The 24988-nt window shown below is 46.9% G+C and carries 20 protein-coding genes; 8 read left to right on the top strand and 12 right to left on the bottom strand.

Features of this window, described 5'->3' with window-relative positions:
* Window positions 1-83: 83 nt before the first annotated feature.
* From sucD to VM802_RS32485, 5 genes are all read right to left on the bottom strand, one after another.
* Complete coding sequence (gene sucD, locus VM802_RS11540) at window positions 84-971, bottom strand: succinate--CoA ligase subunit alpha (protein ID WP_325530513.1); 888 nt, start codon at window positions 969-971, stop codon at window positions 84-86.
* A 130-nt stretch (window positions 972-1101) separates the two neighbouring features.
* On the bottom strand, window positions 1102-1926 hold the full coding sequence (locus VM802_RS11545) for an ABC transporter ATP-binding protein (RefSeq protein WP_325530515.1): 825 nt from the start codon (window positions 1924-1926) through the stop codon (window positions 1102-1104).
* Window positions 1927-1931: 5 nt separating this feature from the next.
* The gene (locus VM802_RS11550) at window positions 1932-2675 is read right to left on the bottom strand and encodes an MlaE family ABC transporter permease (protein ID WP_325530517.1); all 744 of its coding nucleotides are present in this window, start codon (window positions 2673-2675) and stop codon (window positions 1932-1934) included.
* Window positions 2676-2737: 62 nt separating this feature from the next.
* On the bottom strand, window positions 2738-3769 hold the full coding sequence (locus tag VM802_RS11555) for a hypothetical protein (RefSeq protein ID WP_325530519.1): 1032 nt from the start codon (window positions 3767-3769) through the stop codon (window positions 2738-2740).
* A 153-nt stretch (window positions 3770-3922) separates the two neighbouring features.
* A complete protein-coding gene (locus VM802_RS32485) occupies window positions 3923-6238 on the bottom strand; it encodes an NADP-dependent malic enzyme (RefSeq protein WP_325530521.1) in 2316 nt (771 codons plus the stop codon).
* 147 nt (window positions 6239-6385) lie between these two features.
* Here VM802_RS32485 and VM802_RS11565 point away from each other — a divergent pair, with 147 nt between their 5' ends.
* The gene (locus VM802_RS11565) at window positions 6386-6826 is read left to right on the top strand and encodes a DUF4293 domain-containing protein (protein WP_325530523.1); all 441 of its coding nucleotides are present in this window, start codon (window positions 6386-6388) and stop codon (window positions 6824-6826) included.
* Window positions 6827-6909: 83 nt separating this feature from the next.
* Here the strand turns inward: VM802_RS11565 and VM802_RS11570 are convergent, their stop codons facing one another.
* Together VM802_RS11570 and uvrA are read right to left on the bottom strand one after the other, a co-directional pair.
* Window positions 6910-7740, bottom strand: a complete 831-nt coding sequence (locus tag VM802_RS11570) for a class I SAM-dependent methyltransferase (protein WP_325530525.1) — start codon at window positions 7738-7740, stop codon at window positions 6910-6912.
* 252 nt (window positions 7741-7992) lie between these two features.
* The gene (gene uvrA, locus VM802_RS11575; RefSeq protein ID WP_325530527.1) at window positions 7993-10812 is read right to left on the bottom strand and encodes an excinuclease ABC subunit UvrA; all 2820 of its coding nucleotides are present in this window, start codon (window positions 10810-10812) and stop codon (window positions 7993-7995) included.
* A gap of 326 nt (window positions 10813-11138) precedes the next feature.
* Between uvrA and VM802_RS11580 the strand changes: the two genes are divergently transcribed.
* A complete protein-coding gene (locus tag VM802_RS11580; RefSeq protein WP_325530529.1) occupies window positions 11139-11711 on the top strand; it encodes an RNA polymerase sigma factor in 573 nt (190 codons plus the stop codon).
* Window positions 11712-11774: 63 nt separating this feature from the next.
* Here the strand turns inward: VM802_RS11580 and VM802_RS11585 are convergent, their stop codons facing one another.
* Complete coding sequence (locus VM802_RS11585) at window positions 11775-12974, bottom strand: thiolase family protein (protein ID WP_325530531.1); 1200 nt, start codon at window positions 12972-12974, stop codon at window positions 11775-11777.
* Window positions 12975-13171: 197 nt separating this feature from the next.
* Between VM802_RS11585 and rlmN the strand changes: the two genes are divergently transcribed.
* Genes rlmN through VM802_RS11600 form a run of 3 tightly spaced genes read left to right on the top strand, consistent with a single transcriptional unit; the run spans window position 13172 to window position 16434 of the window.
* A complete protein-coding gene (gene rlmN, locus VM802_RS11590; RefSeq protein ID WP_325530533.1) occupies window positions 13172-14215 on the top strand; it encodes a dual-specificity RNA methyltransferase RlmN in 1044 nt (347 codons plus the stop codon).
* Window positions 14216-14275: 60 nt separating this feature from the next.
* Window positions 14276-15697 (top strand): pseudouridine synthase, encoded by a 1422-nt coding sequence (locus VM802_RS11595; RefSeq protein WP_325530535.1) that lies wholly within the window; start codon window positions 14276-14278, stop codon window positions 15695-15697.
* Between the two features lie 14 nt (window positions 15698-15711).
* Complete coding sequence (locus VM802_RS11600) at window positions 15712-16434, top strand: RluA family pseudouridine synthase (RefSeq protein ID WP_325530537.1); 723 nt, start codon at window positions 15712-15714, stop codon at window positions 16432-16434.
* Window positions 16435-16706: 272 nt separating this feature from the next.
* Here the strand turns inward: VM802_RS11600 and VM802_RS11605 are convergent, their stop codons facing one another.
* A complete protein-coding gene (locus tag VM802_RS11605; RefSeq protein ID WP_325530539.1) occupies window positions 16707-17342 on the bottom strand; it encodes a peroxiredoxin in 636 nt (211 codons plus the stop codon).
* 202 nt (window positions 17343-17544) lie between these two features.
* Entirely contained in the window at window positions 17545-18147 is a 603-nt protein-coding gene (locus VM802_RS11610; RefSeq protein ID WP_325530541.1) for a hypothetical protein, read from the bottom strand.
* A 141-nt stretch (window positions 18148-18288) separates the two neighbouring features.
* On the opposite strand from VM802_RS11610, the gene VM802_RS11615 reads away from it, so the two are divergent.
* Window positions 18289-19293, top strand: a complete 1005-nt coding sequence (locus VM802_RS11615) for a helix-turn-helix transcriptional regulator (protein ID WP_325530543.1) — start codon at window positions 18289-18291, stop codon at window positions 19291-19293.
* Window positions 19294-19373: 80 nt separating this feature from the next.
* Here the strand turns inward: VM802_RS11615 and VM802_RS11620 are convergent, their stop codons facing one another.
* A complete protein-coding gene (locus VM802_RS11620; RefSeq protein ID WP_325530545.1) occupies window positions 19374-20096 on the bottom strand; it encodes a hypothetical protein in 723 nt (240 codons plus the stop codon).
* Between the two features lie 118 nt (window positions 20097-20214).
* Between VM802_RS11620 and ade the strand changes: the two genes are divergently transcribed.
* Window positions 20215-21858: an adenine deaminase gene (gene ade / locus VM802_RS11625; RefSeq protein ID WP_325530547.1), complete on the top strand. Its 1644-nt coding sequence runs from the start codon at window positions 20215-20217 to the stop codon at window positions 21856-21858.
* A gap of 73 nt (window positions 21859-21931) precedes the next feature.
* On the opposite strand, the gene VM802_RS11630 is transcribed toward ade, so the two are convergent.
* On the bottom strand, window positions 21932-23023 hold the full coding sequence (locus VM802_RS11630; protein WP_325530549.1) for an anhydro-N-acetylmuramic acid kinase: 1092 nt from the start codon (window positions 23021-23023) through the stop codon (window positions 21932-21934).
* 100 nt (window positions 23024-23123) lie between these two features.
* On the opposite strand from VM802_RS11630, the gene VM802_RS11635 reads away from it, so the two are divergent.
* The gene (locus VM802_RS11635; protein ID WP_325530551.1) at window positions 23124-24968 is read left to right on the top strand and encodes a vWA domain-containing protein; all 1845 of its coding nucleotides are present in this window, start codon (window positions 23124-23126) and stop codon (window positions 24966-24968) included.
* Window positions 24969-24988: the final 20 nt, after the last annotated feature.

Here is a 24988-nt window from a genome sequence, read left to right on the forward strand (position 1 = left end):
ATAAACGGGGCAAAAAAAAGGTGAAAAGTGTCAGGTCGTTCCCCTTCACTTTCCACCTTGTGAATATTTTTCAGCTGAGATTATTATACCAGGGCAGCTTTCTTGCTGAGCACTTCGGCCATTGTTTTACCGATGTTAGCAGGGCTTTCCACTACATGAACACCGCATTCAGCCATAATCTTCATTTTAGCAGCAGCAGTATCTTCAGCACCGCCGATGATAGCGCCAGCGTGACCCATACGACGGCCCGGAGGAGCTGTCTGGCCAGCGATGAAACCTACAACTGGTTTAGTACCATGCTGTTTGATCCAACGTGCAGCTTCAGCTTCCATGCTACCGCCAATTTCACCAATCATGATGATACCATCTGTTTCAGGATCGTTCATCAGCAGTTCTACCGCATCTTTAGTAGGTGTACCGATGATGGGGTCGCCTCCGATACCGATAGCAGTGGAAACGCCGAGGCCGGCTTTCACTACCTGGTCAGCAGCTTCGTAAGTTAAAGTACCGGATTTAGATACGATACCGATACGGCCTTTCTTAAAGATGAAGCCTGGCATGATACCCACTTTGGCTTCTTCAGCAGTGATAACGCCGGGGCAGTTAGGCCCGATGAGGCGGGTAGATGTACCCTGCAGGAAGTTCTTGGCTTTAATCATATCCTGAACGGGGATACCTTCAGTGATACATACCACCAGGGCGATACCCGCTTCGGTAGCTTCCATGATTGCATCAGCTGCAAATGCAGGCGGCACAAAGATGATAGAAACATTAGCGCCGGTAGCTTTTACTGCATCGGCAACTGTGTTGAACACAGGGCGCTCCAGGTGGGTAGTACCACCTTTACCCGGCGTAACACCGCCTACTACCTGTGTACCATATTCGATCATCTGCGTAGCATGGAATGTACCTTCAGTACCGGTAAATCCCTGTACAATCACTTTACTATCCTTATTAACTAAAACACTCATCGCGCTTGTTTTATTGGTTTAATGTTATATATGTCTGTTCTAAAGATGCGGCAAAAATAAGCCGAATTCCATAATTCTGCAATTTAGTGCCTTTAAGATAAAGCTACCAAATTGCAGCAGGTCTGGTTTGCTATTTCTCCTTATCGTCTGAATCCTGCTTTTTCAGCTGATCACGCCACGTATTGTCCTTGAACATATCCAGCTGGCGCATCTCCTTGGCCTCGCGGAGGAACTCCGAGGCAAAGATGAAGTCGTTGAGCTTCTGGTCCTTACTGAACACAATGTCTTTGTTGCTGCCTTCCCATTGCTTCTGGCCCTGGTACATGTACACAATATGGTCACCGCTTTCCATTACGGTGTTCATATCATGCGTATTGATCACAGTGGTGATATTGTATTCCTGGGTCAGCTCCTTAATGAGCAGGTCAATGAGCAGGGAAGTCTGTGGGTCAAGGCCGGAGTTGGGTTCATCACAGAAAAGATACTTTGGATTCAGCACGATGGCGCGGGCAATACCCACCCTCTTCTTCATACCACCGCTGATCTCCGCAGGGAATTTTTTTGCAGCATCCTTCAGCTGCACCCGCTCGAGACACTCAGCCACTCTTTTCTTCTTATCTCTCAGCGTACCGGTACCAAACATGTCCAGGGGAAACATCACATTCTGCTCCACCGTCATACTGTCAAACAGCGCCGATCCCTGAAACAGCATACCGATCTGCTGGCGGATTTCCTTCTTTTGATGAAAATCCATGCTAGTGAAATCCTGGTTATCGTACAGCACTTTTCCATTGTCCACATCCATCAGCCCTACAATACATTTCATCATAACGGTTTTGCCGCTGCCGCTGGCGCCGATGATGAGATTTACTTTACCGGACTCCATTACTGCCGATACGCCTTTCAGAATCTCCCTATCTCCAAAGCTCTTGGTTATGTCTTGCAGTTCAATCATGATTATTACAGTAATATAGCCGTTAATGCGTAGTCCATAAACAATACCAGCACGCAGCTTACCACTACGGAAGTGGTACTGGCCTTACCTATTTCCAGTGCGCCGCCCTTTACGTTATAACCGTAGTAGGCTGATACGCTGGCAATGATAAAACCGAAGGTGTAGGATTTGGCCATCGCAAAAAATACGTTGTATGCCTTGAACTCCTGGCGAAGGCCCTGCATAAACTGTTCCGCAGAAATAACGCCGGACAATACGCCGGCTTCTTTACCGCCCCAAACGCCAAGGAAGCCGGAAATGGCTACCAACACAGGTATCATCAGCAATGCCGCCAATATCTTAGGCAGAATAAGGTATCCTTTTGTATTGATGCCCATGATCTCCAGTGCATCTATCTGCTCAGAGATACGCATGTTACCCAGCTCAGAAGCAATCTTGGAACCGATCACACCAGCCAGTACAATACAGGTAAGCGTTGGCGCAAACTCCAGTATGATGGTATCACGCACCACCTGCGCAATGGTACTTTTGGGAATGATAGGGCTCACCAGCTGATAAGCTGTCTGCAGGGTGGTAACACCTCCCATAAACAGAGAAATAATGAATACTATCCCGAACGAGCCTACGCCGATATCTACACATTCTTGCATGAATTGCTTCCAGTACATCTTCATGTTTTCCGGGCGGGAAAACATTCCCTTCAGCATGAGCAGGTAATTTCCTAAGTGATAGAAGAATCTAAATTCCATAACTGGCCAAAGATATGAATGATTTTGCCAATCATATCCGAATTTAATATTTAAAAGTACGGTTATTTCAAACTGCCTACCAGCACGAGCTTCAAGCTGCGCTCGATAATTTCTCCCATCGTTTTACAACGGGCAAAAACGGCATCATGATAATACTCTGCCAGCTCATTGCCCAGCTGCTGGATCTTTTCAGGGAAAGAGACACGGTCTGTCATGATCACATCCCGCAGGTCTTTGATGCGATGCCGCTGCACCTTCATACGTCGTGCAATCAGAGCACGCTCTTCCTGCTGGTATTGCTTCACTACCTCCGCATTAAGATGCTTCATGGCCAGCTCCACAAATATGCGGTTCTCCTTGAAAAACTGCGGCATGTACAAGGTGCGCTTGCCCTCATAAAACTGCTGATCAAAATCTATAGCACGGATACGGAACTGCACATCATCAAAATCAGGCGTAATGTCGAAAATAAAATTATAAGACCGCATATCTCCCAGCAGGCGGACAAAACAACGCTCATTGAATTTCACAAATTCCTTGGCGATACGTTTCGGGTTAAAGTCCATCCTGTCGAGGTAATGCAATATGAACTGATCGCCAGGCACACCGGCAATATGCTCTTCCACCAGTGTGTTACCATCAATGAGGAAGTTCATCCAGTAAGGCGAGAGGATATGTTCCAGCTCCAGGCCATAGATACGGGAAGCATCCGCCACTTTGATATAGAAGTAATCGTATACCTCGTTGTAGTTATTCACGATCTTGATCCTGAACGGATGTGAATTGCCGAAGGTACAGTAATCAATACGCTCTATATGCAGGTGCTCCTCCGCCGACTGGTCGCCGCCGGCTTTGAGGATAGAGTAAATTCTTTTCAGACCCGCATGTATACTATCCATCATGCTTGGCGGATAGAAGACAGTTTCCCAGAGCGTATCTTTCCCCTCCTTATCGTATACCGAAATAGCATGGTCGTAATATCGCAACTCCTGGTAAGTCAGTGGCAGCTTCACTTCCCGCTCATACAACTTCAGATAGTTGCGGAAAGCCTGATTGATCGGAAAGAATACTTTTTTCCTGGAGATTGTTTGCATAGCATAAAAATAACGCATTGTACGCTTATTAAGGATCAAAGGCCACCCAACGCCCTGTTAAAAGCGCACTACTGACTTTGCCGGGGTGAAAAGAAAAACCCGCTCAGTAATTGTACAGAGCGGGTTTGTTATCGTATGATAAATACAGACGACTTATTTCTTCTTCCCTTTCCTCGGCGCAGCGGCTTCCTTGTCGCGGCAACATTTCTCCTGTGCATCTACCACGGCGATATTCACCATGTTCACAATCTGCCTTACAGTACTTCCAAGCTGCAGAATGTGTACGGGTTTCTTCATACCCAGCAATACCGGACCAATAGCATCAAAGCCCGCCACTTCCTGCAGGAGATTATAGGCTACGTTACCGGCAGTCAGGTTCGGGAAGATGAGCGTATTCACTTCTTCCTGCATCAGCTCCGTAAACGGATAGTTGTCTTTCAGGATCTCTTTGTTGAAAGCCATCGCTGCCTGGATCTCACCATCTACAATGAGACTGGGGTCACGCTGTTTCACCAGCTCCCGGGCTTTGCTTACTAACTGGGCTTCAGGCGTCTGGCTGGAACCGAAGTTAGAGTAAGATACCATAGCGATACGCGGCGTGATATTGAAGTGGCGCACCTCTTTGGCAACCAGCAGCGTAATGTCTGCCAGTTCTTCCGCGGTAGGATTGAAGTTTACAGTGGTATCTGCAAGGAACAACGGTCCACGCTTGGTCTGGATGATGTACATACCAGCCACACGTTTAACGCCTTCTTCCATACCTATCACCTGTAAAGCAGGGCGGATGGTATCAGGATACTTACGGGTCAGACCGGAGATGAGCGCATCTGCTTCACCGGTTTCCACCATCATGCAGCCAAAGTAGTTACGCTCACGCATGATCTTCCTGGCTTCATAAAGGTTAAATCCTTTACGGTGACGCTTTTCGAAGAACAGGTCGCCAAACAGGTGGCGTTTCTCCTGCATTTCATCGCTTTTAGGATCGATGATCACCACGTCATCTATTTCGATGGCATTTTCTGCCATGAGAGTACGGATACGGTTCTCACTACCCAGAAGAATCGGGTAGGCAATACCCTCATCATTCACTACCTGTGCAGCTTTCAGTACCTTGATGTTATCTGCTTCCGCGAATACAACCTTGCGGGGATCGCGGCGGGCTTTGGTACCAATTACGCGGAACAGCTGGTTGTCGAGCCCCAGACGGCCATTGAGCTCCACTTTATATGCCTCCCAATCCTGAATCGGATGGTGAGCTACCCCGCTTTCAATAGCCGCTTTTGCCACTGCCGGCGCTACAGTGCTCAACAGGCGTGGGTCCAGTGGTTTCGGGATAATATATTTAGGTCCGAAGACGATGTTCCTTTCGTTATAAGCCAGGTTTACGATGTCCGGCACCGGCGACTTGGCCAGTTCTGCCAGCGCTCTTACAGCAGCCAGCTTCATGGCTTCGTTAATCTGTGTGGCTCTTACATCGAGCGCTCCCCTGAATATATAAGGGAATCCGAGTACGTTATTCACCTGGTTGGGATAATCAGAACGGCCGGTAGCCATGATAATATCCGGACGGGCGGCAATAGCCGTATCGTAGGCAATCTCCGGATCAGGGTTAGCCATAGCAAACACGATGGGGTTTTTGGCCATGCTCTTCACCATTTCCTGCGTCACCACATTTCCAACGGAAAGCCCCAGGAATACATCAGCACCCTTCATGGCCTCTGCCAGCGTCTTAATCTTAGAGCTGGTAGCAAATTGCATATGCATGGCGGGAAGATCTGTACGGGATGTATTCAGCACACCGTCTTTATCAAAGAGGATAAAGTTTTCCGGTTTGGCGCCCAAAGCTACATAGAGCTTTACACAGGCCATGGCAGCAGCGCCCGCACCATTTACCACCAGTTTCACCTTATCAATTTTCTTCTTCACCAGTTCCAGTGCATTCAGCAGTGCGGCGCCAGAAATAATAGCTGTACCATGCTGATCGTCATGCATTACCGGTATTTTCAGCTCTTTGCGCAGGCGCTCCTCTATCTCAAAGCACTCCGGGCTTTTGATATCTTCCAGGTTAATACCGCCGAAGGTAGGCTCCAAGGCCTTTACCGCAGCTACAAAGCTGTCGGGGTCCTTGGCATTCAGCTCAATATCAAATACATCTATGTCCGCAAAGATTTTGAACAACACGGCCTTCCCTTCCATTACAGGCTTGCCGGCTTCGGGTCCTATGTCGCCCAGGCCCAGTACCGCGGTACCATTACTGATAACGCCCACCAGGTTGCCTTTGGCAGTATATTTATAAACGTTTTCTACATCGTTGAAAATCTCTTTACAGGGCTCTGCCACACCAGGAGAGTATGCAAGAGAGAGATCCCATTGTGTTTTAGTGTTCTTTGTAGGTATTACTTCTATTTTGCCCGGCCTTCCCATTGCATGATAGTCCAACGCATCCTGCTTGTTCTGTTTTCTTGCCATATAAAATATAAAAGATTGTTATTGGGCGTGCAATATACGAAGTATTGCCGTAAGCGCTGAGGCAAATTAGCAGAATCCCTATCAGATATTAATCTTTTCAACCGTTAAAATTCCTTACTTTTACGGCGTTAAACATTCGCAAATATCATGATACAACGCATCCAGAGTCTTTACCTCCTGTTAGCTGCCGGCGCCGGTACAGCCGCCTTGTTTTATAATATGTGGAAGGCCAAACTCAGCAATGGCACTGAATCGTACGTGAATGCCTCCAGTAATTATCTGCTGTTTGTACTGTATACGATTATCATCCTGATAGCACTGATCTGTATCTTTCTTTATAAAAAACGTAAAGTGCAATTCCGCTTTACAATATTTAACATTCTGTTCACGGTGGCGGCCCTCGCCTACCAGTACTACATCGTACAGGAAACGGCCAACAGACTTGCGGGTGGCGGTGTGTCTATCACCTCTGCCTCCTACCTTCCTGCGGCCTTTTTACCAATATTGATTATTATCTTTCTGTTTCTTGCTGCGAGAGGAATTTACAAAGACGAGAAATTGATCAAATCACTGGACAGGCTTCGTTAACAAACAATAAGTACAATACATGCCAAACCCGCTGGATTGCTTGCCCCAGCGGGTTTGCTTTTTTAATTACTTCTGCTGAACGTTCATTTTACACCACTCGTGATCCTGGTTGTCCATTGGAAATAGAGCTTCTCTCTTACAATGTGCGTGGTGATCTTTTCCTTTACAATTTCCCGTATCTGTTCCCGTTGCTCTTCTGACAAGCCTGCCAGTGCATTCACGACGGCTGCGCTTACACTGGTTACGTAGTTCCAGTGCTCGTCCGCAGAATTAAATTCAATAATGCCTGTCAGTTCATCTTCCCGGATCTCGTGCATGCCTATTGCTTCGTACCAGTCTGTCATAAATCCCGGCTCCATACAGTAAAACATGCCGGGCACGTGATTATTATGCATCTTCCGGCCGGTTACCTCTCTGGCAGCATCCAATACCATGGCTACCCAGAGGTTTTTGTCCAGCAGCCCCCATGTGGAAATCGTCATCAGGCATCCTTTTTTCAACACCCGTCTCATTTCCCGGAGGCCTACCCCAATATCATTGAAAAACATAACACCGTTTCTGCACAATACTGCATCGAAGTGATCGTCTTCAAACGGCATCGATACTACATCGCTAAGACAGGTGAGAAAATTTGTGACTCTGCGGTCATGCCCGTTTTTAGCCGCTAGTTGGAGCATTTTTTCAGAGATGTCTAGGCCGGTTACCAGAGATGCAGGAAACATCTCTGCCACGGTAAGCCCAGGTTCGCCCGTTCCCGTGGCCACATCCAGCACTACCGAAGCCGGCGTCAGCTGGAGTGATTTAATCATGCGCATACCAATAGGCCTGAGAAGCGCATTTACAATTTTGTCCCAGTGGTCACGGCTTTCGGAAAGCTCATTCCATTGCCCCTGGATACTGGATAGAGTGTCCATTACAGTTATCGGTTTTTGAGGGTTAAGAATTACAGGTCGTACACTTAGAAATAGGGGAAAGCGCCAGCGTTTAATTCAAAAAATTCAGGTATTACGAACAAAGTCAGGACTCAATTAAAGTTACTATTTCTTCCGTATATGAAACAGCACCCGGGGTTTTTCGGGGTATTTTTTTATAAAAAAAAGCGTCCATTCCAGCTTTCAGCAGACACTGCTAAAAGCTAAAATGGACGTCTGAGTACAATTTTTCTCCTACAGGAACCTTGCAGTATAACTTTCTTTCACTTTTTGCAGTCCATCCGGCACACCGGCATACAGCAGGTTTCCGCCACCAGCACCACCTTCAGGGCCAAGATCTATTACCCAGTCAGCACTCCTTATTACATCCAGGTTATGCTCAATCACCAGCACAGAATGTCCCTGATCTATAAGAGCATTGAAAGAGTTAAGCAGTTTCTTAATGTCATGAAAATGAAGCCCGGTCGTAGGTTCATCGAATATAAACAGAATGCGCCCCTGCGCCTTACCCTTGCCGAGGAAGGAAGCCAGTTTTACACGCTGCGCTTCCCCACCACTCAGTGTGTCGCTGCTCTGGCCCAGTTTCACATAACCTAAGCCCACATCGCTCAGTGGTTTTATTTTGTTGCAGACATCCTTTTCATCTTTAAAAAACTCCAAAGCCTCGTCTACACTCAGTTCCAGCACTTCGTAAATATTCTTTCCCTTATAGGTCACCTCCAGCACCTCTTCTTTAAATCTTTTACCACTACAGCTTTCGCAGAGCAAATGCACATCTGCAAGGAACTGCATTTCAACGACCACCTCTCCTTCTCCCTTACAGGCGTCACAGCGGCCTCCATCTACGTTGAATGAGAAGTGTTTGGGCTGGAAGCCGCGCATCTTGCTGAGTTGCTGCTTCGCATAGAGATCCCTTATTTCATCATAAGCCTTGATGTATGTAACAGGATTGGAACGGGATGATTTACCAATAGGGTTCTGGTCCACCATTTCAATCTGGGTAATGTCATCCACAGCGCCTTTCATTGCTTTATGGAAGCCTACTTTGTCGGCAAACTCTCCTTTCAGCTTCATGAGCGCAGGATAGAGGATTTGCTTTACCAGCGTGGTTTTGCCAGATCCGCTCACACCACTCACCACGGTGAGCACTTCCAGCGGAAAGTCGACGGTAATATCTTTCAGATTGTGCTGACGGCAGCCTTCAAGCGTAATGGCTTTCTTCCATTTGCGCACCTTCGCCGGCGGATCGATACGCAGGTGACCGCTCAGATATTTACCTGTAAGGCTTTGCGGGTCTTTCAATATCTGTGGGTAAGTGCCTGCGAAGATCACTTCTCCACCGAGATGACTAGCGAGAGGTCCCATGTCTATGATATAATCTGCCTCCTCCATCATCTGCTCATCATGTTCTACAACAACCACCGTGTTTCCCAGATCGCGCAGCTCTTTGAGCACGCTGATAAGGCGATGCGTATCACGTGCATGCAGCCCGATACTTGGCTCGTCAAGGATATACAATGAATTGGTAAGATTGCTGCCCAGGGTACGTGTAAGCTGAATACGCTGGCTTTCACCACCACTGAGGGTATTGGCCACCCTGTTGAGTGTCAGGTACCCTAAACCTACATCCAGTAAAGTTTTGATACGATGATTAATTTCGAAGAGAATACGTTTTGCTACCTGCTGATCATACTCGTTCAACTGAAGGTTATCAAACCATACTTTAAGATCCGATACCGGCATATCCACCAGTTCTGCGATGTTGCGGCCACTGATCCTGATGTACAGCGCCTCTTTGCGAAGGCGTCCGCCGCCACAGTCGTGACACACGGTACGTCCGCGGTAACGGGCCTGCAATACGCGGTACTGTACTTTGTAGAGGTTCTGCTCTACCATTTTGAAGAACTCATTCAGGCCGTAGAAATGTTCGTTTCCGGTCCACAGCAGCTTTATCTGTTCATCAGTAAGATCCGCTATGGGCTTATGTACGGGGAATCCGAACTTGCGGGCAGCTTTAATAAGCGCTTCTTTATATTCACCCATTTTCTCTCCTCTCCAGGGCGCAATGGCGCCTTCAAATACACTGAGACGCTTGTCCGGGATCACGAGATCAGCATCGATGCCCAACACCTGGCCGAAACCCTCACAGGTAGGGCAGGCGCCATAAGGGTTATTGAAAGAGAAGAGGTTAGGAACCGGCTCTTCAAACTGAATACCATCCAGCTCAAAGCGGTTAGCAAAATGCTGAATGTCCTTACCGTCCGTTTCAATATAGCAGTCGCCCTCACTTTCATAAAAAGCTGTCTGCACGCTATCGGCTATACGGTGTTTATCATCTTCCTCAAAATCCTTTACTACCAGCCTGTCTACCAGTACCCATGCATCTTCGGGCACTGCCGGTTTTTTTTGTTCCAGCAGCTCTTCAATGCGCAACAAGCCGTTACCTTTGCCTGAAGTAATAGTATAGAGGCGGGAGAACCCTTTCTGCATGAGGATATTCAGCTCTTCCTTCACTTCTCTCTTCGCATGACGGCGGAAAGGCGCCAGCAACAATACTTTGGTACCGTGCTTCAGCTTCACGATGTAGTCCACTACATCACTGACCTCATGTTTTTTCACTTCCTGTCCTGATACGGGAGAATAAGTTTTACCCACGCGCCCGAACAGCAGGCGGAGATAGTCGTATATTTCCGTCATAGACCCAACAGTAGATCGGGGCGTACGGGTAATTACCTTTTGCTCTATGGCGATAGCCGGGCAGATACCTTTGATGTAATCCACATCAGGCTTGTTCATTCTCATGAGGAACTGCCTGGCATAGGCACTGAGGCTCTCGGCATAACGGCGCTGGCCTTCTGCGTAAAGGGTGTCCATAGTCAGGGAGGATTTACCCGACCCGGAAACACCTGTCACCACTACCAGTTTATTCCGGGGGATGGTAACACTGACATTCTTGAGATTATGTACCCTAGCGCCTTTTATGAAGATATGATCCTGAAGACTAACCGGTTGAGGATCAATTGCGGTTTCCTGTTTTTTGACTTTTGTACCCATGACAGAACAAATTTAAGGGAAAAGATGTTAGAATAGCAGTTACTAACCGATCGTTTACCCCAAGGAAAATTATCAAAAAATAACATTGGATTAAGTGCCTGAGCCCTAATAAATAAAGGCTGAAAGCTATTATTTTCTTGTTTGTTTTATTCAACTATTCTTTTATATTTGCATAGAACCTTTTCTATACCTTGAAATAAACACATTCTTTAACACTTAAAACTGCCCACTATAGCATAAACTCTACTTAACATTAAAACAACCAACTGGCTGTAAAGTCCGTATTTATTTACTAACCCGTCTAGTTGTAGAAGTTTATGCAAATAATGTACAAGTTGTGCGACGAGCAGTTGATCACCCTTTTTAAGAAAGGTCATACTTCAGCATTGGAAGAACTGGTTCACCGTCATAAAGACAAGGTGTATACATCTATCCTGTTGCTCGTTAAAGACTCTTTTCTGGCGGAGGATATATTCCAGGATACATTCATCAAAATCATTGACACCATCAGGGCGGAGCGCTATACAGAGAAAGGTAAATTTTTGCCCTGGGCTATGCGTATTGCACACAACCTGTGTGTAGATCACTTCAGAAAGATCAAACGTACGCCGATGATCAAAACCGGCGACGATAAGGATATATTCGATGTACTCGGATTCAGTGACAGCTGCGTGGAAGACAAGATCATCACACGCCAGAGTCATGACCGTGTGCGCAGGATGCTGGACATGCTCCCCGAAGAGCAGCGCGAGGTAATCATCCTGCGTCACTACGCAGAACTGAGCTTCAAAGAAATTGCGGATCTGACACAAGTAAGTATTAATACCGCTCTGGGTCGTATGCGGTATGGTCTGATCAATCTCCGGAAAATGATGACGGAGAAACAAATCTGTCTATGAATGACCCTTTTTTTGCTTGCCAGCAGCGGGCGGCCGGATGTAATGTCCGACCGCTCGTTATTTTTAGGCCTTCTCCACAATAATGGCTGCACCCTGCCCCACCCCCACACACATCGTCGTTAAGCCATATTTTGCCCCCGGACGTCTTTTCATTTCATGCAGCAATGTTGCCATAATACGTGAACCGCTACATCCCAGCGGATGCCCGATCGCAGTGGAACCACCGTTGACATTCACAATGTCAGGATTCACCTGCAGATCACGCATACAAGCAAGCGCCTGCGAAGCAAATGCCTCGTTCAGTTCAGCCAGGTGAAGCTGATCAATGGTCAGTCCTGCGCGTTGCAACGCCTTACGGGTAGCAGGCACGGGGCCTACTCCCATGATGGAAGGGTCCACACCGGCAACAGCCATCGAGCGGATCATAGCCAATGGCTTGAGATTAAACTGCTTAAGCGCCTTTTCGGAAACTACCAGCACCGCCGCAGCGCCGTCATTGATACCAGAGGAGTTACCTGCGGTAACCGTGCCATCCTTGATGAAAGCGGGTTTCAGACCAGCCAGCTTTTCCAGCGAAGTGTCACGCGGGGCCTCATCTTTTGCAAAAAGTACCTGCTCTTCCTTGTTGGGCGTAATGGCAACCGGAATGATCTCATCCTCCCACTTGCCGGCCGCAAAGGCTTGTTTATAAAGCGTTTGGCTACGCAGTGCGAATATGTCCTGTTCCGTTCTTCCGATATTCCATTGCTTCGCCACATTCTCCGCTGTTTCGCCCATGGAATACGGGTAGTGTACGTCTGTCAGTTTTTTATTCACAAAACGCCAACCTATGGTAGAATCATAGATCTCAGATTTACGGCTGAAAGCCCCTTCCGCTTTGCCCATCACAAAAGGCGCGCGGGTCATGCTCTCCACACCACCGGCGATGTATACATCGCCTTCCCCACACATTACTGCCCGGGCGGCATCCATAATTGCCTGCATACCGGATGCACAGAGGCGGTTCACGGTGTTGCCGGCAACCGTTACCGGCAAGCCAGCCAGCAGTGCAGCCATACGGGCCACATCCCGGTTATCTTCCCCCGCCTGGTTGGCAGCCCCGGCAATTACATCCTCAATAACTGCCGGATCAAGTGACGGATTTCTGATGAGTAAGGCCCTGATCACCAGCGCCAGCATATCATCCGGGCGAACTGTACTTAATGCTCCGCCATACCGGCCTATTGGTGTACGTACCGCATCGACTATATAAGCAACTTGCATGTTTGATGTTGGTTTATCTGCAAATAAAGCACTTTTTAGGTTCGGGATTTTTTACCCATTATTCTTTTATTTAATAAGCAGGCTGTAAGCTGACAATTGCATTACAACGTCATTCTGGCACTAACTTAATATTTTGTATCTTTGCAGATGCTTGCCGACTGCCGTAAGGCAGCCAATTTTTTATTTAACAGTCAATAATGAAGTCTGACAAGAAGAATATCCGGCATTTAACGTTGCCGGGATTACAGGAATATTTCGGGTCTATCAATGAGAAGGCCTTTCGCGCAAAACAGGTGTATGAGTGGCTCTGGCTGCGCCATGCAACCAGTTTTGATGCAATGACTAACCTTTCCAGGGAACTACGCCAGAAACTGGAAGAACACTTCACCCTCCCTGCCGTAAAAGTAGACACCTTACAGCAAAGCACCGACGGAACCATTAAAAGCAGGTTCCGTCTGCACGACAATCATCTCGTCGAAGGCGTGCTGATCCCAACAGATACCCGTCAGACAGCCTGCGTATCATCGCAGGTGGGTTGTAGCCTGAGCTGTAAGTTCTGCGCTACCGGTTATATGGACCGCAAGCGTAACCTGGATTTCGACGAGATCTATGATGAAGTGGCGCTGATCAATCAGCAGGCCCTTGAGCATAATGGAAAAAAACTTACCAACATTGTATTTATGGGCATGGGTGAACCCCTGCTCAACTATAAGAATGTGCTGCAATCTATTGAGCGCATCACTTCACCTGACGGGCTGGGTATGTCACCCAAGCGTATTACCGTTTCCACAGCAGGCGTGGCCAAAATGATCCGTCAGCTAGGCGACGATAAAGTACGCTTCAACCTGGCGCTATCCCTCCACGCCGCCAATGACAAGAAACGCAGCGAGATCATGCCCATCAACGATTCCAACAATCTGAAGGAGCTGATGGCCGCACTGAACCACTTCTATAAAGCTACCGGTAATGAAATATCCTTCGAATATATACTGTTCAAGGATTTCAATGATTCCAGGCAGGATGCTGATGAACTCATCAAAATCTTCCGCCAGGTTCCTGCCGATCTCGTTAATATTATCGAATACAACCCTATCGATAATGCACGCTTTCAAAAACCTGATTCACAGACCGCAGAAGAGTTTATGGAGTATCTCTCCAAAAACCGCGTGAATGCAAGATTACGCCGCAGCCGTGGTAAAGATATTGATGCCGCATGCGGACAGCTGGCTAACAAAGGCTGATACTAAAACTAAATTTCTATGGGCCTTCGACAAACGAAGGCCATCAATTAATATTACTTTATGAAGAAGAAACAACCTGCTAAAAAGGGCGCTGCTCCTTTTAACGAAAAGAACACTGGCAAATTCAAGAAGCCGGCAGCAGGCAACCGCAACCGCTTCTCCACTGACGGCGAAAGGCCAGGAGCAGCATCAGCAAAAGACAATACCAGCGGCGATTTTCGCAAACGTCCAAGCAACGGAGAAGGTAGCCCGGTACGCAAACGCAGCTTCGGCAAGAAACCTGCCGATAACTACAACAACAAAGAAGAAAGCTCCTTCCACGGAGACTTCAATAAAAAAAGTACCGATAAATCCGCCAACAGAGAGACTCCTAGCGGATTTAACCGGAAGAAATTCTTCGATCGTACCAATGATCGCTTCGCAGATAAAAAAGATCGCTTTACAGATAAGAAGAATGATCGATCTGCTGACAAGAGGAGTTTTACTGACAAGAAGCATGATCGATCTGCTGACAAGAGAGATGATCGCTCTGCTGGCAGAAAGAGTTTTACTGATAAGCGAGACGACCGCTCTACCGATAGAAAAAGTTTTACTGACAAGAGAGACGACCGTTCTACCAATAGAAAAAGTTTTGCTAACAAGAGGGAGGACCGTTCTACTGACAAGCAGGAAAAACGCCGTCGTCATAAGATAGAAAAACCAGGTAACGGTAAAACCGCTACGAAAAATCCGAAAGAGCAAAAGGAAAGTGTATATGGTCCTGGTGAAATGCCGCTCAACAAGTATATCGCCCATTCCGGCCTCTGCTCACGCAGGAAAGCCGTAGATTATATCAAGGAAGGTAAAGTGGCTGTAAATGGTCAAACGGTTACCGAACCAGCCACCAAAGTTACTGCCAAAGACAATGTTACCCTGCAGGACAAGAAACTGCAGATAACCAAAAATCTTGTATACATCCTGCTTAACAAACCCAAAGGTTTCATCACCACTACTGATGATCCCGAAGGCCGTAAAACAGTAATGGACCTGATCAAAGGCGCCACAGAAAGCGAAAGAGTATACCCTGTAGGCCGCCTTGACCGCAATACCTCTGGCCTGCTCCTACTCACCAACGATGGTGAGCTGGCACAAGCACTGGCACACCCTAAACATAACATCAAGAAAATATACCAGGTAGAACTCGACAAACCCCTCACCAAAGCGGATTTCGAGAAAATAATCGGGGGCGTCACCTTAGAAGACGGCGTAGCTATTGTAGACGCGCTGGGCTATGTAGACCCCAAGGATAAAAAGCAGATTGGTATTGAGATTCACAGCGGCAAAAACCGTATCGTGCGCCGCATCTTCGAGCACCTGGAATATACAGTGGAAAAGCTGGACCGCGTGATGTATGCCGGCCTTACCAAGAAAAATATCGGCCGTGGCCAATGGCGCCATCTCACTGACAAAGAAGTGATCCTGCTTAAACATTTTAAAAAATAACCACTACGAACCTGATGCGTTTAGAAGATCATATTTTACTGGAGACGCCCGAATTTGTTATTGTAAGCAAACCAGCCGGTATGCTTACCCTGCCTGACCGGCATGATAATGAGCTGTCTTCCCTGATAGCCATCATGAAGAAGGCGTATGGCCAGATATTCACCGTGCACAGACTTGACAGGGACACCAGTGGCATCATCCTCTTTGCCCGGACAGAAGCGGCACATAAATATTTCTCACAGCTGTTCGAAAGCAGGGATGTACAGAAATATTACCTGGGCCTTGTGCATGGAGAACTGCCCGAAAAGAAAGGAAGCGTGAATGAGCCCATCATGGAGCATCCTGTACAAAAGGGCAAAATGGTTACCAACCGCAGAGGTAAAGCGTCTCTTACTGACTATGAAGTAGTGGAAGAGTTTGGCCTGTACAGCTTTGTAAAAATGCAGATACACACGGGCCGTACTCACCAGATCAGGGTGCACATGAAACACCTGGGTCATCCTATCGCGGTTGATGAACTTTATGGCAACGGGCAACCAGTGTTATTATCTACGATAAAAAAGAAGTTCAAGCTGGGTAAACACACCGAGGAAGAACGCCCATTACTCAGCAGGCTGGCGCTTCACGCCGCCATGTTGGTATTCAAAGATCCATCAGGTAAGGAATATTGCATTGAAGCACCACTGCCTAAAGATATAAGCGCAGTACTGAATCAGCTGAGAAAAAGCAAACTGTGATTTTTCTAATTTGATTTTCCTGAAAGGAGTATAAAATTGAAATGCCCGTCCTGCAGAAACTATTGCAAGACGGGCATTTCAATTTTATGCTCGCGGTCATAATTCTTACTGAACTTCGCTCATCATCGCCGTCACTTCAACCACACAAATCATTGTCAAAAAAAAACGGGGAAAAATCCCCGTTTCGTAAAAATCAAAAACCAACCATTAAAAAATCTTTATGTAGGAAAGCTGGTCGTTGGTTGTATGTTGAACAGCTTTCAGGTGTTTCGTTATTTGTTAGGCTGCGGTGTTGTTCTCAGATAAGGCTTAATGATTTTATGGCCTTTCGGGAAACGCTCCGGAATGTCTGCGGTAGCTACTGCTGCCGTAACGATTACATCTTCTCCGTCTTTCCAGTCAGCTGGTGTAGCCACGCTGTATTTGGCTGTCAGCTGCAGGGAGTCTATTACACGCAGTACTTCATTGAAGTTTCTGCCAGTAGACGCCGGATAGGTAATTGTGAGTTTTACCTTTTTATCTGGTCCTATGATAAACAAGGATCTTACAGTAAAAGTTTCAGACGCGTTAGGGTGGATCATACCATAAAGGTTGGCCACTGTTTTATCTTCGTCTGCAATAATAGGGAAAGTTACGTCACAATGCTGAGTTTCATTGATATCTCCGATCCAGCTCTGATGTTTGTCCAGCGGATCTACGCTGAGAGCCAGTACTTTTACATTGCGTTTAGCGAATTCTTCCTTCAGCAGTGCGGTTTTGCCGAGTTCGGTGGTACACACAGGCGTAAAGTCTGCCGGGTGGGAGAATAACACTCCCCAGCTGTCGCCGAGGTAATCGTAAAAATCTATTTCTCCTAAAGTTGTTTTGGCTTTAAAGTTAGGGGCCGTATCGCCCAGTCTTAAACTCATAGTTTCACGATTTACTTGTTCAAAAATAGCATTTTCCTACAAAAATTATAGACTTTAAAGGAATTTTTTCTCTTTTCGGTCAATTTTTTCTCAAATTAATGCTATTTTCTAAAAGCCAGAAGGGATGGGGGTTAACAAACAGGTTAACAAACGGATTCAATCAACATGATAACATTATGGCTTGCAAATCGTTAGGGGTTAATCAGGCTTGGGAAGCATGTAGCTGCCAGGCATAGTAGGCCATGGTAAAGCTCAGGTCGTCTGTAAGGCCGGCCTTCATGCGGGCAGCTTCATCTTCCAGGTCTATTTCAATAAATCCTAAGTATAAATCGTAGTTATTACGGAGTGTTTCGAGACACATCCCGAGTTTTCCGTTAAGCTCAGCACGTATCGGTGGCGGAGTTACCGGCGGTACTGGTATCGCTATCACTTTCTGAATAAAGTAACAGCCGTCATCTGCACAGATTTCCCACTCATGGTTTTCTGGCTTAGACAGAAAGAATGTCATGTTATCAAAAATAACCGCCGCTCCCAGCTCCACCTCAAGATCAATGATCTCAGGGATACGCCGCATATCTTCCAGCTTCTGCACAATGGTCATCTGTACGGCATCATGCTTATCATGGCTGTACCTTAACATTGTATTCATTACTTCGTAAGTAGTTACAAAATCACAAGGATACCACACGCCATCCTGCTGCACCTGCCCCCAGAGCGTGAGATAGTTGGAATCATCCATGATGATCTGGCTGATAGCAATAGCCTTTACTTCCCAAATAGCTGTTGTTGTACGTGCTTTATTCATAACTGTCAGCTTTTATTGACAGTACGAAATTATTTTCACTGCACGCAAGGGATTTGCGCAGTGAAATCTTCTTTAAAAAAATTTTATTCCTCCTGCTAACTGCGGGAATTGTTTATTTTTATTTTCTAAAATCGTACTAGTGTGCCAAAGAATAAGGATGCAGTATCCCGCTATCGCTGGATCGACGAAAGATTACGCAATAAGCGGCTACCGAAACCAACACTCGAAAACCTGATTGAATACGTATCGGACAAAATGGATACTGCGGTATCCACACGCACCATACAAAAAGATATACAGGATATGCGCCAGGACCCCGAACTGAATTACATGGCGCCTATTGTTTATGAACGCAGCAGCCGCACCTACCGCTATTCTGATGAAAGCTTCTCCATAAGCAATATTCCTATTGATGAAGCTGATCTGCAAGGCCTCGAAATTGCCATCGGTATTCTCGAACAGTTTCGTAGTCTCCCCGTTATACAACAGTTTGAAGATGCTATCCTGAAAATAGCCGCCAGCCTGAAAATGAACAGGGAAGCCCTGCAACATAAAGGATTGATCAAATTCAGCCGCGCCTCGCAATACAAAGGCGCTGAACATATTCCTGAAATTGTGGACGCCATCAAAAACCTGGAAGTGATCCGCATCGCCTACCAGAGCTTTGACCGCAACGAGCCCAAAGAACACTGGGTAGAACCGTATCACCTGCGCGAGTACCAGCACCGCTTCTACCTTATCGGAAAAAGCCAGCAGACCAGGGACGGCGAGGTGCGAACCTTTGCGCTGGATAGAGTTGTGAAGCTATGGCCAACCCGCAAACATTTCGATGAAAAGAATTTTGATGACGCCAGCTATTTCAAACACGCCATAGGTATCACCGTTAATGACGGAGAGCCGGAAAACGTTGTGCTGTCATTTACCCCACGGCAAGGCAAATACGTGAAGTCGCAACCGATACATGCATCTCAACAGGTGATAGAAGACAATAGCAAAGAATGTCGGATATCCCTTAACGTTGTCATCAATCCGGAACTGACCATGACGCTTCTCAGCTATGGTGCACAGGTAAAAGTACTGCAGCCTAAACACCTCGCTGAAAAACTGGCTGCTGAAGCGAAAGAAATGACCGCGCTTTACAAGTAATTCTTTTGCAAAACATAAAATACAAAGGGAGCAAAGACTGATCTTTGCTCCCTTTGTATTTTATGTTTTGAAGATCGCGCTTACTGTACCACAGGTTTGGTAAACAGAGAGTCGGCTATCGGCTGGTTCACTTCCACTTTGGTGATATTCATTTTCATACCAATTGGCGACTGCTCCGTAGTTCCCGGATATGCATATCCATCAGGTGTTTTCTTATAGTCAGACAGCAATGTTACTATCTGTGCCTTCTGTCCCTGTACTTCCACCTCATTGGTAGCTTTCACCAGATAAAAAGAAGCGGCGTCCACATATGCAATGCCAGTAATGTTCTCCGTATTGGTTACTTTCAGCTTAAATGCCGGTGCACCATTTACAGTGTCTTTGCCCACCAGCTCCACTTTCTTTCCTTTGGCTGCATAGTCGAAGAGCTCTCCGGTTACATCCAGCTGAGATCTGATCAGCTTCAGCATATTGCCATCTATATCTTCTACATCGTTCTTCATCGCTGCGGGCATCAGCTGCCAGCCGTTATTTTTGGTAACCACCTGGATATTTTTAGTACCCATTATATCAAACTCCAGTCGCATCGCTTCTCCCTGCTTTACCCATCTCCTCACGGGTACCTGCATACCCTGGATTTCCATATTGCCCTCTGTATACTGCGTTTTGATTGCTTTCAGTTTGTCAGCGCCCCCCATGACAGCGGTATTCTTATTGACGATTTCATCCAGCGACTGCGCCTGCAGGCTTAAGCCGCCTATTATCAGTCCGGCACACAGTGATAACGCTTTTAAGTATTTCATATAGTCTGATTTAATAGTAATTTATCCGAATAAAGATAATTAAAAAACATTACGGCCCTTCATCTTCATAAAAATTTGATACAAGCTGAAAATGCCGTCTATTCCTTAGTTTTACGCCATGAACACATATCAGATCTCCGGTAATCTTGTAGATATACTGAAAGAAGAAATATACCCCGCCACCCTGCAAATACAGGACGGTCGTATTACCAGCATAGAGAGGAACAATGGCAGTTATTCCCATTACCTTATCCCCGGCTTCACCGATGCGCATGTGCATGTTGAAAGCTCTATGCTTATTCCTTCTGAATTTGCGCGGCTGGCTGTTGTTCACGGTACTGTTGCCACTGTCAGCGACCCGCATGAAATAGCTAATGTGATGGGAGTGCAGGGCGTGGAATTTATGCTTGAAAACGGCAGTCAGGTACCTTTTCGTTTTTACTTCGGTGCGCCCTCATGCGTACCGGCTACCGCGTTTGAAACAGCAGGCGCCACAGTGGATGTAAATGGCATCGAACAACTGATGCAGCGCGATGATGTGAAATACCTGGCGGAAATGATGAACTTTCCCGGTGTACTGAACAAAGATGCTGAAGTGATGGCCAAAATAGCGGTGGCTCAAAAGTATAATAAACCTGTAGACGGTCATGCACCGGGTCTGCGTGGTAAAGCCGCCCGTGATTATATAGCGGCAGGTATCAGCACGGATCATGAATGCTTTACACTTGAGGAAGCGCTCGAAAAGCTGCAATATGGCATGCATCTGCTGATACGCGAAGGCAGCGCTGCCAAAAACTTTGAAGCACTCATTCCGTTACTGCACGACTGGCCCGACAAAGTGATGTTCTGCAGCGATGACAAACATCCCGACAATCTTGTGGAAGGACATATCAACCAACTTGTGAAACGCTCATTGGCACATGGTATCAGCCTTTTCAATACCCTGCGCGCAGCCTGTATCAATCCCGTATTACACTACAAGCTCGGCAATGGACTGCTGCGTGTGAATGATGCAGCAGACTTTATTGTTGTTGACAATCTGCAGGATTTCAATGTCCTTGCTACCTACATTAATGGCGTTAAAGTAGCTGAAAATGGCCGTACACTTATACCTTCTGTGCCATCTGTTCCTGTCAACAACTTCGTGTGTACACCAAAAACAGCAGCTGATTTTCGCGTACCCGCAGACGATAATTCTGCTTCAACGATTGGGGTAAGAGTCATTGACGCGATGGACGGACAACTGATCACCAATACGATCAACGATGTGTTGCCCGTTACTGCCGGCGCGATCAGCAGCGATACCGGTAAAGACATCCTGAAACTGGCGGTAGTGAATCGTTACAAAGAAGCCCCCGCAGCGGTTGCCTTCATACGTGGCTTCGGAATGCAGCATGGCGCTATTGCGTCTTCCGTAGCACACGACAGCCATAACATCATTGCCGTAGGCACTGACGACGAAAGCCTTGCAGCAGCTATCAATGCAGTAATAGCCGAACAAGGCGGAATAAGCGTCAGCAGTAAGAATGGTACCGAAGTATTACCGTTACCCGTTGCAGGGCTGATGAGTAACCTCGACGGCTATGTGGTAGCAGAACGTTACAGTGCTTTTGACAAGGCGGCTAAAGTATTGGGATCAACATTAGCATCTCCTTACATGACCTTGTCATTTATGGCTTTACTGGTGATACCACAGCTGAAACTCAGTGACAAAGGCTTGTTTGATGGAGACACTTTCAGTTTTACCACTGTGAAAATGTAGGATTATGAATCAGTTATAAAAAACGGATCGTATGCTATCATACGATCCGTTTTTTATAACTGATTCATAAATCCTATTGGCTGGTCCACAACGCGCCGTTAATGGAATCCCGTGAAGCGCCTGTAACAGATGAAAGGACGTTACTTTCCTGTCTCCATCTCAAAGCGCCAATCAGTGCCATTACCAGGGCCTCTTTAAAGCCAACGGTCTGCTCATCAGGAACTTCCGCTTCTATTCCCATCGGCGCCAGTAATTCGCGGATGCGGCTCACCATGAAAGTATTGAAAGCACCGCCTCCGGTAATAAGCATCTTTGCAGGGCCTTCCGGTTGCTGCTGCCTCAACGCTGCTACAGCATTGGCAATCTGGGCTGCAATGTGCTCGGTGTACGTACGGAGCTTTCCCTGTACTGACAACCGTAAAGCAGCTATCATAGGCAGTACGGTACCTGTTCCAAAATCATTGGCAAGCGACTTGGGCCAGGACTGACTATAGTAAGGCAATGCATTCAACTGCTCCAGCAATGCAGTATCAGCAACCCCGCCAGCAGCAAGTGCTCCGCCATCATCATAAGGTTTGTTCAGGGCAGCTGCCAGTTCGTTCAGCACCCTGTTGCAGGCGCAGATGTCGAATGCTGTGAAGCCTCCCGGCAATTGTGCTGATATATTGGCAATCCCTCCGAGATTGAGCCAGTACTGGTATCCGGAGAAAAGATACTTTTCGCCTATAGGCACAATAGGTGCGCCTTGTCCGCCCAGCGCCACATCTACTGCACGCAGGTCTGTGATAACCGGCAGGCCCGTTTCTGTTGCTATGGCAGCGCCATCGCCCAGCTGGGCTGTAGTACGGCTGGCTGGCAGATGAAATGTAGTATGGCCGTGCGATGCAATGAAATGCACTTTATGATCCAACTGGTTCTTTTCTATGAATGCAGCAATACGCCGTCCTGAATAATGGCCATAAGCCGTATGCAGTAACAGGTAATCCTGTGCAGACAACGAAGTTGCTGATGCCAGGCTTTCCACCCACTCCTGTTCGTAGGGCAGGCTTTCAGACGCTTTGATCACATAGCTCCATTGTCCCCGGATCTCCGTCAGTTCTGCAAAAACAATGTCCAGTCCATCCAGCGAACTTCCAGACATTGTGCCTATCACGTTATATACCATCGACTAAAATTTTGGCAAAGGTAGTTTTTAAAAAAATTTCCTGCTATTTATGGAAATCTGATTCTTAACAGCATCATGCAGTCAGAAAAATCATACCGCTATGCAAAAATATCTTTCTTTATTACTTCTTTCATTGCTGATGGCGTTTGGCGTTGCTGGCCAGACACGTGTGATTACCGGTACCGTAACAGACGTACACAATAACAGTATATACAACGCTGTGGTAAAAGTAAAGGGTACCAAGATCAGCACCCGTACCAATCTTCAGGGAGCATTCAGTCTTAAAGTGCCGGTTGGTGACGTTATCATAGAAGTGATAGCTGTTAACTTCCAGCAGGCCGAACAAACAGTGGGTGCTAAACAGAGCAAGGTTCAGTTCAAATTACAGGTGCTGGCGCCGGTACTTGCTCCCAATGAAAAGAACAGGGTCATTTCCAGGCGGCCAACTTTGATACTGGAGCGTAAAACCTATGCTGCAGCGGATCTTGCAGTATCCGAACCTGCCATGATGATATCACCTGCTCCTAAAATGAATACGGAAGATTACAGCCCTATCAATGAAAATACATTTCATAAGGCTACAGATCAGCCACTCAGTACTTTCAGCGCAGATGTAGACAGGGCTTCATACAGCAATGTGCGCCGCTTTCTCAACAATGGAGAGTTACCACCTGCAGATGCAGTAAGGGTAGAAGAGATGATCAACTACTTTGATTACAATTACGCCAGCCCCAAAGGCAAAGACCCCGTGGCTATTTACACAGATATTGCTGTATGCCCGTGGAACACAGCTCACCACGTAGTGCGCATAGCACTGAAAGGCAAGCAGGTAGACGCCCGCGAACTGCCAGCCTCGAACCTGGTTTTCCTGATAGACGTTTCTGGCTCTATGGCAGACGAAAATAAATTACCGCTGGTACAGAAAGCTTTCAAAGCGCTCACCGACCAATTGAGGCCACAAGACAAAGTAGCTATTGTTGTATATGCCGGTGCAGCCGGTATGGTGCTGCCTTCCACCAATGGCAGCGAGAAAGGCAAAATACTGGATGCACTGGATAAACTGGAAGCAGGTGGCTCTACAGCAGGTGGTGAAGGTATAAAGCTGGCCTATAAAATTGCGGAAGAGAATTTTGTAAAGAGAGGCAATAACCGGGTAATACTGGCTACAGACGGAGATTTCAACGTTGGCCCCTCCAGCGATGGCGCTCTGCAACGGATCATCGAAACCGAAAGGCAGAAAGGCGTTTTCCTCTCTGTGCTGGGCTTTGGCATGGGCAATTACAAGGATAACAAGCTGGAACTCCTGGCAGACAAAGGCAATGGTAACTACGCCTACATTGACAACTTTGAAGAAGCCCGCAGAACCTTTGTTACAGAGTTTGGCGGTACGCTCTTCACTATTGCAAAAGATGTGAAATTACAGGTAGAATTCAATCCAACATTCGTACAGTCATACAGGTTAGTAGGTTATGAAAACAGGACATTGCAGAATGAAGATTTCAACAATGATAAAAAAGACGCCGGCGACATGGGCGTAGGCCATACTGTAACGGCTCTCTACGAGATCATACCCACCAACAGTAACCTCACAGGCGTAAACTGGGTAGACCCGCTCAAATACCAGCAGTCAAAGATCATTGGCAATAGTACAGAGGTGCTCACCGTGAAGCTCCGTTACAAAGAACCGGATGCAGACAAAAGTAAACTGCTGCAACAGGCATTACCTTACCGCCGTCAGCAAATAGAACAGGTTTCTGAAGATTTCCGGATGGCTTGTGCCGCGGCTGCATTCGGCCAACTATTGCGTAACTCCGCCTTTAAAGGTGACGTTACCTATGACCAGGTGTTGAACTGGGCTGGCAGTGCCCGCGGGGTTGACAAAGAAGGTTATCGCGCCGAGTTTGTACAGCTGGTGAAAAAAGCGAGGCTGCTGGATAAGGAGTAGTTTAAAATTTTCGGTAATTT

The sequence above is a fragment of the Chitinophaga sp. genome (assembly GCF_035538455.1).
Lineage (GTDB): Bacteria > Bacteroidota > Bacteroidia > Chitinophagales > Chitinophagaceae > Chitinophaga.